Source organism: Mesorhizobium sp. 8 (assembly GCF_006351905.1).
Taxonomy (GTDB): domain Bacteria; phylum Pseudomonadota; class Alphaproteobacteria; order Rhizobiales; family Rhizobiaceae; genus Mesorhizobium; species Mesorhizobium composti.
This window is the reverse complement of sequence record NZ_CP040914.1, coordinates 3,941,321-3,953,043: the sequence shown is the minus strand read 5'-3', so window position 1 is coordinate 3,953,043 and position 11,723 is coordinate 3,941,321. Positions and strand designations below refer to the sequence as shown.

Sequence of the window (11,723 nt, the reverse complement as noted above, 5' to 3'; positions counted from 1 at the left end):
GAAAATGACCGACATCGCCGATACACTCCTGGCCTTCTCCGAAAAACTGGCCGACGCCTCGCGCGCCATGATCCTTCAGGCCGCGCGCGAAGCGATGCGCATCGACCTGAAACAGGACGACAGTTTCGTCACCGCCACCGACCGCGCGGTCGAGGCGAGGCTGCGCGAGGAGATCGGCGCCGCCTTCCCTGACCACGGCATCCTCGGCGAGGAACACGGCTCCGAAAGGCTCGACGCCGAGTTTGTCTGGGTGCTGGACCCGATCGACGGGACGGCGGCCTGGATCGCCGGCATCCCGGTCTACGGCACGCTGATCGCCGTCGCCCGCGCGGGACGGCCGCTGACCGGCGTCATCGACCTGCCGGCCACCGCAGAGCGCCTGACCGGCATTTCCGGGCGCGGCGCCTGGCATGACGGGAAGCCGATCCGCTGCCGCGCGGGCACCACGCTCGCCGACGCCTATATGACCTCATCGAACCCCCGCTTCATTCCCGAGGCGGATCGCGCGCCGTTCGCGCGGCTGGACGAGTCCGTGCGCTTCACCCAGTATGGCGGCAGTTGCTACGGCTATGCCTGCCTTGCCCGCGGCCGCACCGATCTAGCCGTCGACGCCGGCTTCGACGCCTACGATCTGTTCGCCCCGACGGCGATCATCGAAGGCGCGGGCGGCATCGTCACCGACTGGCAGGGCGATCCGCTCGACATCCACTGGCGAGGTTGCGTCGTCGCCGCCGGCGACCGTCCGCTGCACGAGCAGGCGTTGAAGCGGCTGGGTCGATAGGTTCTGGATCGCTTCACGGAAACGGTGAAACGATCTATCTCCTTGTTTTGCCGCATTCATGCGCCGCCAGACGATTCCGCCCGGCATGCAAAATGCTCTAAGGCGCGTCGCGATCTTTCAGATTCACTCGGCACGCTCCGGGTTCCTGATCTTACGCATGTCTTTGTCCCGGAACCCGGTCCCACTTTCGGGAGACGCGCTCTGGCTCCGCGCCGCCGTCCCGGCCTGCTGCTTGGCGAAATTCGCCATCAGGTCCCTGAGGTTTTCGCCTTGAATGGCGATATGCCCACGCAGCACATCGGCGGCGCGCTCGGCGTCGCCCTTCACTATGGCGTTCTGAACCTGGCGATGCTCCCGCATCGACTGCTGAAGCCGCCCGCGCACACGGAGTTGGAGCCGCCGGAACGGCTGCAGCCGCTTGTGCAGCTTCGACGCTTCCCCGGCGAGGTACGAGTTGCCGCTTGCCTGGTAGAGAACGTGGTGAAACCGTTCGTTCTCACGATAGTAGTCGTCGGCGTCGCCCTTCTCCATCGCCCTTTCGCAAGCGACCGCCGCCTCCTCCAGGCGCTCCAGCTCTTCAGACGTAATGCGGCGCGCGGCCAACCGTCCGCACATGGCCTCCAGTTCGGCCATAACGTCGAACATCTCGACCAGCTTGATGAAGCTCGGATAGCGCACGAAGGCGCCCCGGCGCGGGATCGTCTCGACGAGGCCGGAAGCGGCGAGCCCGTGCAGGGCCTCGCGAACCGGCGTGCGCGAAACCGCGAAGCGGGCCGACAGCGTCACCTCGTCGAGGCGCTCGCCCTCGGCGAACTCGGCGGCCATGATCGCCTGCTCCAGCTCTTCCCTGACCCTGTCCGCGCTTCTCAAAACCATGCCCGATCGTAGATCAACCCGCTGCATTCATCAATATCGATCTTGTATACAAGAAAGTTGACTTAGAGTGCATGTCGGTTAGAGTGACAGGCGTACGGAGGAGTACAAACGACATGCGGCGACAGTCCGCAGGGAGGAAACAATGAAATCCAGTATCGCAAAGTTGGCGACCGCCGCCGGCCTCTCACTCGCTTTGGCCGGCGGCGCCGGTGCCGTCACGCTGAAGGCCTCGCACCAGTTCCCCGGCGGCAAGGGCGACCCGCGCGACGAGATGGTGCAGATCATCGCCAAGGAAGCCAAGGCCGCCAACGTCGACCTCGACATCCAGGTCTATCCGGGCGCCTCGCTGTTCAAGGCGAAGGACCAGTGGAACGCTCTCATCAAGGGCCAGCTCGACATCACGTCCTTCCCGCTCGACTACGCCAGCGGTCGCGTGCGCGAATTCGGTGCAACGCTGATGCCGGGTCTGGTCAGGAACCACGAGCGGGCGCAGCGTCTCAACGAGTCCCCGTTCATGAAGGCGATCAAGGCCAAGATCGAGGACGCCGGCGCCATCGTGCTCGCCGATGCCTGGCTCGCCGGTGCGGTCGCGTCGAAGCAAGGCTGCATCCACAAGCCGGAGGACATGAAGGGGTTGAAGATCCGCTCCGCCGGCCCGACGTTCGCCGCCATGTGGCAAGCTGCCGGCGGCTCGATCGTCTCCATCGCCTCGAACGAGGTCTACAACGCCTTGCAGACCGGCGTCGCCGACGCGACGGACACGAGCTCGGCGAGCTTCGTGTCGTATCGCCTCTACGAGCAGGTCAAGTGCATCACCGCGCCCGGCGACAATGCGCTGTGGTTCATGTACGAGCCGGTGCTGATGTCCAAGAAGAGCTTCGACAACCTGTCGAAGGAGCAGCAGGACGTGCTGATGAAGGCTTCGAAGAAGGCGCAGGAATATTTCGCCGCCGAGGCTCTCAAGCTCGACGACAAGATGGTCAAGGCCTTCAAGGACCACGGCGTCGAGGTCGTCACCATGACTCCGGAGGAATACGACGCCTGGATCGCGGTCGCCAAGGAGAGCTCCTACAAGGACTTCGCCAAGGAAGTGCCGGACGGCCAGAAGCTGATCGACGAGGCGCTCGCCGTGAAGTGAGGTGGGAGCAAGTCCTATTCGGTCGCTCTTTCCGTTAGCAGGCAGGTGCTCGCGTTGCGAACACCTGCCGTACCCCCACCCCTAAACCCTCCCCTCAAGGGGGAGGGGAAGCTGCCGCGCCCAAGTCCCCCTCCCCTTGAGGGGAGGGGTTAGGGGTGGGGGTCATAAACGCCAACTCCCACAACCCAGGCTGGAATCCATGGACAGATTCATCCGAACGGTCAGGCTGATCTCGACGCTTTGCGGCCTTGCGGCGGCGGCGCTCATCTCCGCCGGCGTCATCGTCGTGTGCCAGATGGTCTTCGTGCGCTTCGTGCTCGGCTCCAACACGATCTGGCAGACCGATTTCACCACCTATTCGATCGTTGCCGCGACCTTCCTCGGCAGCCCCTACGTGCTTTTGACGCGCGGTCACGTCAACGTCGACATCCTGCCGCACTACATGGGGCCGGTCGGGAAATTCCGGCTGGCGCTGTTCTCGGCCATCCTGTCGCTCGCCTTTTCCGCCGCGATGACCGTGTTCGCCTGCCTCTACTGGTGGGAGGCCTGGGACGGCAACTGGGTTTCCGACACGATGTGGCGGGCGCGGCTGTGGATTCCCTTCGCTTCCATGCCGGTCGGCTTCGCCATCCTGACGCTGCAATATGTCGTCGACCTCTATAACCTCGCCACCGGGCGAGAACCGCCCTTCCCGTCCGGCGGCAGCCATGACGCCGGTGCCAGCCAAGGGGGAGTGCCCGCATGAACCCGGCAATCGAAGGCGGCATCGTTCTTGTCGTCACACTCCTCGTGCTGCTCTCCGGTGCGCCGGTGGCGTTCGGGCTGGGCGCCATCGCGCTCGTCTTCATCGCCGTCTTCGAAGGCTTCGGCGCGCTCAACGTCGCCGCCGAGACCTTTTACGGCGGCCTCAACGACTTCACCCTCGTCTCGATCCCGATGTTCGTCATGATGGGCGCCGCCATCGGCTCCTCGCCCGCCGGCCGAGACCTCTACGAGGCGCTCGACCGATGGCTCTACCGGCTGCCGGGCGGGCTGGTCATCTCCAATCTCGGGGCCTGCGCGCTGTTCGCCGCACTCACCGGCTCCTCGCCGGCGACCTGTGCCGCCATCGGCCGCATGGGCATCCCCGAAATGCGCCGCCGCGGCTATCCGGACGACGTCGCGACCGGCTCGATCTGCGCCGGCGGCACGCTCGGCATCCTGATCCCGCCGTCGATCACCTTCATCCTCTACGGCATCGCCACCGAAACTTCGATCGGGCGGCTGTTCCTGGCCGGCGTCTTTCCCGGCCTGATGCTGACCGGCCTGTTCATGCTGTGGACCATCTTCCTGCTGTGGAAGCGCGGCTTCCGCGCCTATGCCGCGGACTTCCGCTACACCTGGAAGCAGAAATTCGAGTCGATCCCGAAAATCGCGCCCTTCCTGGCGATCGTCGTCGGCGTCATGTACGTGCTCTACGGCGGCGTCGCCACACCGTCGGAGGCGGCCGGCGTGGGCGCCGCGCTTTGCGTGCTTCTCGCCATCATGATCTACAGGATGTGGCGGCCGACAGACTGGTGGCAGATCCTGCGCGACACCACCCGTGAAAGCGTCATGATCCTGATGATCATCGCGGCCGCCGTGCTGTTCGGCTACATGCTGACCTCGCTCTACCTCACCCAGACGCTGGCGCAGGCCATCGCCGAGATGGAAGTCAACCGCTGGGTGCTGATGTTCATGATCAACATCTTCCTGCTCGTCTGCGGCTTCTTCATTCCGCCGGCGGCGGTGATCCTGATGACGGCGCCGATCCTGCTGCCGATCATCACCGCGGCAGGGTTCGATCCGATCTGGTTCGGCGTCATCATCACCATCAACATGGAGATCGGCCTGATCCATCCGCCGGTGGGCCTCAACATCTACATCGTCAACTCCATCGCGCCGGACGTACCGCTGACCCGCATCATCTGGGGCACGATCCCCTTCGTGCTGTGCATGATGCTGGAGATCGTCATCCTGTGCATCTTTCCCGAGATCGCGACGTGGTTGCCGACCTACCTGATGGGCCCCGGCACATGAGTAGAACGAGCTTCCTGCAGGACCTTCTCGCGACGATCTTCGAACGCAGCACGCCGCGCTCGATAAGCGACGACCTGCGCTCGATGGAGGACCTGTGCGCCGCCCTCATTTCGGAGCGCGGCGAGGCTTCAGGCTTCTCCATCGCCACCGCTATCCTCGACCGCTACGAGAACGGCACGCGGGAGGACAAGGCGGACTTCTTCCGCCTGCTCACCGACGCGCACGACCTCGACGCCGGCGCGGTTGCGACGGCGGCGCAAGCCTACAAGGCGTCTCCCGACGCTTCGACACTCGCCCGGCTTATCGAGGAGGCGGAGCCGCCGCGCCAGGAACTGCTCAGGCGGCTGAACCGGCTTCCCGGCGCGACCGGACGGCTGGTCGCGATGCGCGGCGACCTGCTTTCACTGGTCAACGAAACGCCTTCCTTCCGCCGCGCCGATCTCGACTTCCAGCATCTTTTCATGTCGTGGTTCAATCGCGGCTTCCTGGTGCTGCGGCCGATCGACTGGGCGACGCCGGCCAACATCCTGGAAAAGATCATCGCCTACGAAGCCGTCCATACGATCAACAGCTGGGAGGAACTGCGCCGCCGCCTGCAGCCGGCGGATCGGCAATGCTACGCCTTCTTCCATCCGGCAATGCCGGACGAGCCGCTGATCTTCGTCGAGGTGGCGCTGACGGCCGGCATTCCCGGCTCGATCGACGCGCTCTTGTCGGAGGACCGGCGGCCGATCGCGGCGGACGAGGCGACGACCGCCGTCTTCTATTCGATCTCGAATTGCCAGAAGGGCCTGGCCGGCATCTCCTTCGGCAATTTCCTCATCAAGCAGGTCGCGACCGACCTGATGCAGTCGCTGCCGAACCTCAAGACCTTCGTCACGCTTTCGCCGGTTCCCGGCCTGACGCGCTGGATGCGCGGCCAAGCACAAGCGAATGACGGCGACGAGCAGCGCCGGGTGTTGCTCACACAGCTCCTCGAAGCGAAATCCGCCGACGACCTCAAGCCCCACGGCAAGGCGCTGGCCGCGCTCGCCGCCGAATATCTGGTGCGGGCGAAGCGGCCCGACGGCCTGCCGCTCGATCCGGTGGCGCGCTTCCATTTCGGCAACGGCGCGAGCCTTGAGAAGATCCATCCCGCCGCGGACCTTTCGGAAAAAGGCATCGCCCAATCCTGCGGCGTCATGGTCAATTACCGCTACGACCTCGACACGGTAGAGACGAACCATGAACTATTCGCGCATCGCGCAGAGGTGGTCACGACGCGCGCGATAAAATCCATGCTGGGCCGGAGCGGCCCCGAGCGGAGCTGACGGAGAAGCGACGATGGCAAACGTGCTCTATGATGCGCTGTTCGCGCCCCATCAGCGCAAGACCGGGCCTTTCCTCTTCCTGGAGGACGGCTCGACGCTGTCGTACGATGCCTTCATCCGGCTTGCGGCGCGGATCGCCCATGTCCTGCGGGACCAGGGCGTCAAGCCGGGCGACCGCGTCGCGGTCCAGGTGAAGAAGAGCGCCGAGGCGCTGGCGCTCTACGCCGCCTGCATCCAGGCCGGCGCCATCTTCCTGCCGCTCAACACCGCCTACACGCCGAGCGAGGTCGAGTACTTCGTCGGCAACGCCGAACCGGGCCTCGTCGTCTGCGACGACGCTTCCAGCGCAGCCCTTCTCCCCATCGCCGAAAAGGCCGGCGCGCGCCTGATGACGCTGAACGGCGACGGCACGGGCACGCTGACGGCGGAAGCGGCCGGCAAGGCGGACCGCTTCGAAACGGCTGTGCGCAAGGGCGACGACCTCGCCGCCTTCCTCTACACTTCCGGCACCACCGGCCGCTCCAAGGGCGCGATGCTGACGCACGACAACCTGCTTTCCAACGCGCAGTCGCTGGTCGAGGCATGGCGCTTCACCGCCGACGACGTGCTGCTGCACGCGCTGCCGATCTTCCACACGCACGGCCTGTTCGTCGCCTGCAACGTCATTCTTCTGGCCGGCGGCTCGATGATCTTCCTGCCCTCCTTCAAGACCGACGAGGTGATCGGCTGGCTGCCGAAGGCGACCTCGATGATGGGCGTGCCGACCTTCTACACCCGCCTGCTGGACGATCCGCGCTTCACCAGGGAACTGGCCGCGCATATGCGCCTGTTCACCTCCGGCAGCGCGCCGCTTCTGGCCGAGACGCACAACGCCTTCGAGACGCGCACCGGCCACCGCATCCTCGAACGCTACGGCATGACCGAAACCAACATGACCACGTCCAATCCCTATGACGGCGAGCGGCGGGCCGGCACGGTCGGCTTCCCGCTACCCGCCGTCGAGATCCGCGTCGTCGATCCGGAGACGAGGAAGGTGCTGCCGAACGGTGAGACCGGCGTGCTCGAAGTCCGCGGCCCGAACGTCTTCAAGGGCTACTGGCGCATGCCGGAAAAGACGAAGGAGGAATTCCGCGACGACGGCTTCTTCATCACCGGCGACGTCGTCACCGTCGACCGAGACGGCTATGTCCAGATCGTCGGCCGCGCCAAGGACCTCATCATTTCCGGCGGCTTCAACATCTATCCGAAGGAAGTGGAACTTCTGCTCGACGAGCAGGAAGGCGTGCTGGAATCGGCGGTGATCGGCGTGCCGCATCCCGACTTCGGCGAGGGCGTCGTCGGCGTCGTCGTGCCGAAGAAGGGCAGCGTCATCGACGAAGAAAAGCTGCTTGCGGCCATTCACGACCAGATCGCCCGCTTCAAGCAGCCGAAGCGCATCTTCTCGGTGGACGAGCTGCCGCGCAACACGATGGGCAAGGTGCAGAAGAACGTCCTGCGCGACCGCTTCGGCGATACCTTTCAACGGCGCTGAGCCGCCCGCTCTCACCGCGGTCAGGCGGGTTGCGCTTCGTCGGTGTGACGCGCGCTCCATTGCCGCAACAGGACGGAAATGACCGACACCACGCCGAGCAGCGACGAATAGAGCCGGTTGGCCATCGCCTACTGGCGCAAGGGTAAAAGCCCGCGTCATAGACCTCGGCTCTTCCTTCACCGCTCGGGGTCGCGACTCCGGTAGAACCGTCCGAGCAGCAGCGGCGTCAGGTACATCGGTATCTGATAGCAGCCGATGAACAGAAGCAGCGGATCGGTAACGGACGCCGGCAGCGCTGTCAGGAACAGCGCGACGTTGCGGTTGCCGGCTGTGATCGCAAGCGGCGCCACGGCACGATCCGGCGCAAGACGGCGCAGCAGGACTGCGGCGGCCATCTGCAATCCGAAATTGCCGATAAAGGCGGCAGCCAGCGCGGCCGCGAGCAGGGCCGGGTCGCCACGCAGCGCCGGCCCCACCGCCGACATCAGCCCGACGACGACGATCGCCATGGCGATCGCCGAGAGGCCGTCGATGACATCGAGCGCGGTCCGGGACGGCGCCTTGAGGAGAAAGGCGCGGACGAGGAATGCCGCCCCGGCGGCCGCGCCGATGATGACCAGCAGCCTGCCGGCCGCCCTCAACACCTCGGCCGTCTCGCCGAGCGCCGGCGCCAGCCAGAAGACAGGCAGCACGGTGAGCGGCAGCAGCGCCGTGCCGATGACGAGCTGACGCAGCGCCGGCGCGGGGTCGTTGCCGGTCAGGATGGCCAGGTTCGGCGCGCCGGAGATCGGCGAGGCAGCCATCATCAGGACAAGCCCTGTCGCCAGCGCGCCTTTCCAGCCGCAAAGCGCGAAGGCGGACAAGGCCGCTGCGGGGACAGCGATCTGATAGACCAGCGCGAGACCGAGCGAGGCACGCGCCTCGGCGAGCGCGCCCACCGCCTGGCGCGGCCCGACGCGCAGCGCAGCGATGAACAGCAGGCCGGCGATCAGCTCGGCGATCCAGTCCTTCATCGCAAGCGCGAGGCCCGGCAAAAGGATGCCGACGACAAGACCGATCACCAGGATCAGGCGGCCGTGACGCGCAGCACCCGCAAGCAGCCGAACCACGATCATGCCGGCGCGCAGTCCAGGTCAGCCGCCGGGGCCAAGGCGCATATTCTCCGGCAGCCAAGTCGCGAGGTCCGGAAAGGCGATCAGGATAAACACCATCAGCACCATGATGAGGAACATCGGGAAGGCGGCTCTGGCGATGTAGTTCATCTCGTGCCCGGTCATGCCCTGCATGACGAAGAGGTTGAAGCCGACCGGCGGAGTGATCTGCGCCATCTCGACCACGACGACGATGAAGATACCGAACCAGATGATGTCGATGCCGACCTGGCGGATCATGGGTTCGACCACCGCGATGGTCAGTACCACGGCGGAAATGCCGTCGAGGAAGCAGCCGAGGATGATGTAGAAGACCAACAACGCCATCAAAAGCTCGAACCGTGTCAGTTGCAGCGAGTTGATCCATTCGGCGAGGTTCTGCGGCAGGCCGGTGAAGCCCATCGACAGCGACAGGAAGGACGCTCCCGACAGGATCAGCGCGATCATCGCCGAGGTGCGCGTCGCGCCCATCAGGCTCTCGACGAAGCTTGCCCAGGTCAGCGAACCCTGCGCGGCGGCGAGGATGAGCGAGCCGATGACGCCGAACACCGCTGCCTCGGTAGCTGTAGCGAAACCGAGATACATCGAGCCGATGACGACGAGGATGAGCAGAATGACGGGAATCAGGAAGCGCGAATTGCTGACCTTCTGGAGGAAGGTCATGGGGGGTTCGGGATCGGGATGGTACTTCTTCGAGATCTGCGAAACGACAACGACATAGACCATGAACATCGCCGCCAGCACCAGACCCGGCAGAATGCCGGCGATGAACAGCTTGGTGATGGATTCGTTGATCGTCACGCCGTAGACGATGAGCGTCAGCGACGGCGGGATCATCAGGCCGAGCGTCGCCGCACCGGCGAGCGTGCCGATCACCAGATGCTCGGGATACTTGCGTTTCCTGAGTTCCGGGACCGACATCTTGCCGACCGTCAGCAGCGTCGCGGCGGACGAACCGGAAACGGCGGCGAAGACCGTGCAGCCCACGACGTTGGTGTGCAGCAGGCCGCCCGGCAGCCTGGCCATCCATGGTGCGAGGCCCTTGAACATGTCCTCCGACAGGCGCGTCCGGAAAAGGATCTCGCCCATCCAGATGAACATCGGCAGCGCCGTCAGCGACCAAGAGGAGGAGGACCGCCAGATGACGGTCATCATGGCGTCGCCGACGGGACGCAGCGTGAAAAGCTCCATGCCGACATAGGCGACGCCGAGCAGCGCCAGGCCGATCCACACGCCGGTCCCCAGAAGCAGGAACAGGATGAAGAGGAAGATGCCGATGAAATAGACCTCCTGCATCGTCCTACTCCGCGTGCGACTGTTCGAGGTTTTCGGTGCGTATGTTGTCGCGCCCGCTGACCAGCAACGTCACCAGGTTGTCGACGAAGCAGATGGCGAGGATCACCGCGCCGATCGCCATCGGCAGCTGCGCGATCCACAACGGCGTCGCATCCTGTCCCTGGCTCAGATCGTGCAGCTTGCGCGACCAGTAGACCATCTTCACCGCATACCAGGCGAGATAGACGGATGCCGCCGTGGCGATGGTCAGGCTCCACAATTCGGCCCAGTAGCGCTTGCGGGCGTCGAGCGCGTTGAACAGCAGCGAAACCCGGATGTGCGCGCCGCGGTTCAGCGCCTGCGCGAACGCCAGGAAGGACGCCGCCGCCATCAGGTAGCCGGCATAGTCCGACGATCCGGGAAACGGAATTCCGCTCCAGCGTGCCGCCATCTGCAGGACGATGACGACGAGCAGCAGCACCAGGCAGATGGCGGCGAGCACCGCCGCGCCGTCATACAACGCGTTGAGCGCGCGTCTTGTCGTTTTCATGGCGTTCCCCCTTGACGGCTGTCATGGACGGGTCCGGCGCAATGCCGGACCCTCTCGCGCTTTTGGGGATCAGTTACCCTTGTAGGCGTCGATGATCGCCTTGCCGTCAGGCCCGGCCGCCTTGATCCATTCCTCCGTCATGGTTTCGCCGAAGCCGGCCAGTTCCTTCTTGAGCTGGTCGCCCGGAGCCGACACTTTCATGCCGTTGTCTGCGAGCGTCTTCAGGTAGCCGGCCGACTGCTCCTGCGACTTGGCGGTGCCTTCCTTGGCGGTCTTGTCGCCGCAGTCCATGACGACTTTCCTGGTCGCTTCGTCGAGCGCGTCGAAGGCGTCCTTGTTGGCAAAGACGACGTTGCGCGGCAGCCAGGCCTGGACGTCGTAGAAATGCGTCAGGCTTTCCCACACCTTGGAGTCGACGCCTGTCGAACCCGATGAGATGAAGCTCTCGGCGACCCCGGTGGCGAGCGCCTGGCTCAGGTCCGCGGCCTCGATCTGCACCGGCGCCATGCCGGCCAGCTCGGCGATGCGGGCGGTCGCGGCGTTATAGGCGCGGAACTTGACACCCTTCAGGTCGGCGACCGAATTGACCTCCTTCTTGACGTAGAGGCCCTGCGGCGGCCACGGCACGGCGTAGACGTAGACGAGGTTCTGGCTGGCCAGGAGTTCTTCCATCTTCGGCCGCGCAGCGTTCCACAGCTTGTCCGACTGCTCGAAGGAGGTTGCGAGGAAGGGGATCGAATCGATGCCGAACAGCGGGTTCTCGTTGGCGTGCGCCGAGATCAACCGCTCGCCGATCGGCGCCTGGCCGGTCTGTACCGCGCGCTTGATGTCGTTGCCCGCGAACAGCGACCCACCCGGATGGGTCACGATCTGAAGCTTGCCGCCGCTGCCGTCGCCGACGCATTTGGCGAAGGCCGCACCGTTTTCGGAGTGCAGGTTCGTCGCCGGATAGGCCATCGGCATATCCCACTTTTCGGCAAGTGCGGCGCTCGCGGCGAAGCACGCCATGGCGGTCGTCGCCAGGAGTGTGGTCAGTCGCTTCATATCCTCATG

The 11,723-nt window shown here is 65.1% G+C and carries 11 protein-coding genes; 6 read left to right on the top strand and 5 right to left on the bottom strand.

What is annotated here, in order from left to right:
- The first annotated feature begins 4 nt into the window (after positions 1-4).
- Positions 5-781, top strand: coding sequence for an inositol monophosphatase family protein (locus FGU64_RS19115; RefSeq protein WP_139954597.1), 777 nt, complete (start codon positions 5-7; stop codon positions 779-781).
- A 123-nt stretch (positions 782-904) separates the two neighbouring features.
- Here the strand turns inward: FGU64_RS19115 and FGU64_RS19110 are convergent, their stop codons facing one another.
- Complete coding sequence (locus tag FGU64_RS19110) at positions 905-1,657, bottom strand: GntR family transcriptional regulator (RefSeq protein ID WP_139954596.1); 753 nt, start codon at positions 1,655-1,657, stop codon at positions 905-907.
- Positions 1,658-1,799: 142 nt separating this feature from the next.
- Here FGU64_RS19110 and dctP point away from each other — a divergent pair, with 142 nt between their 5' ends.
- From dctP to FGU64_RS19085, 5 genes are all read left to right on the top strand, one after another.
- On the top strand, positions 1,800-2,795 hold the full coding sequence (gene dctP / locus FGU64_RS19105) for a TRAP transporter substrate-binding protein DctP (protein ID WP_139954595.1): 996 nt from the start codon (positions 1,800-1,802) through the stop codon (positions 2,793-2,795).
- 199 nt (positions 2,796-2,994) lie between these two features.
- Entirely contained in the window at positions 2,995-3,540 is a 546-nt protein-coding gene (locus tag FGU64_RS19100; RefSeq protein WP_139954594.1) for a TRAP transporter small permease, read from the top strand.
- Positions 3,537-4,853, top strand: coding sequence for a TRAP transporter large permease (locus tag FGU64_RS19095; RefSeq protein WP_139954593.1), 1,317 nt, complete (start codon positions 3,537-3,539; stop codon positions 4,851-4,853). Before FGU64_RS19100 ends, FGU64_RS19095 begins: the two co-directional genes overlap by 4 nt.
- Entirely contained in the window at positions 4,850-6,163 is a 1,314-nt protein-coding gene (locus FGU64_RS19090; protein ID WP_139954592.1) for a malonyl-CoA decarboxylase, read from the top strand. Before FGU64_RS19095 ends, FGU64_RS19090 begins: the two co-directional genes overlap by 4 nt.
- Positions 6,164-6,176: 13 nt before the next feature.
- On the top strand, positions 6,177-7,694 hold the full coding sequence (locus FGU64_RS19085) for a malonyl-CoA synthase (protein WP_139954591.1): 1,518 nt from the start codon (positions 6,177-6,179) through the stop codon (positions 7,692-7,694).
- A 176-nt stretch (positions 7,695-7,870) separates the two neighbouring features.
- Here the strand turns inward: FGU64_RS19085 and FGU64_RS19080 are convergent, their stop codons facing one another.
- The 4 genes from FGU64_RS19080 to FGU64_RS19065 form a co-directional block, all read right to left on the bottom strand.
- The gene (locus tag FGU64_RS19080; RefSeq protein WP_139954590.1) at positions 7,871-8,809 is read right to left on the bottom strand and encodes a hypothetical protein; all 939 of its coding nucleotides are present in this window, start codon (positions 8,807-8,809) and stop codon (positions 7,871-7,873) included.
- Between the two features lie 18 nt (positions 8,810-8,827).
- Positions 8,828-10,141 carry a TRAP transporter large permease subunit gene (locus FGU64_RS19075; protein WP_139954589.1) on the bottom strand — a complete coding sequence of 438 codons (1,314 nt, stop codon included), beginning with the start codon at positions 10,139-10,141 and terminating at the stop codon, positions 8,828-8,830.
- Positions 10,142-10,145: 4 nt separating this feature from the next.
- Positions 10,146-10,670, bottom strand: coding sequence for a TRAP transporter small permease (locus FGU64_RS19070; protein ID WP_139954588.1), 525 nt, complete (start codon positions 10,668-10,670; stop codon positions 10,146-10,148).
- Between the two features lie 69 nt (positions 10,671-10,739).
- The gene (locus FGU64_RS19065) at positions 10,740-11,714 is read right to left on the bottom strand and encodes a TRAP transporter substrate-binding protein (RefSeq protein WP_139954587.1); all 975 of its coding nucleotides are present in this window, start codon (positions 11,712-11,714) and stop codon (positions 10,740-10,742) included.
- Between the last annotated feature and the right edge of the window lie 9 nt (positions 11,715-11,723).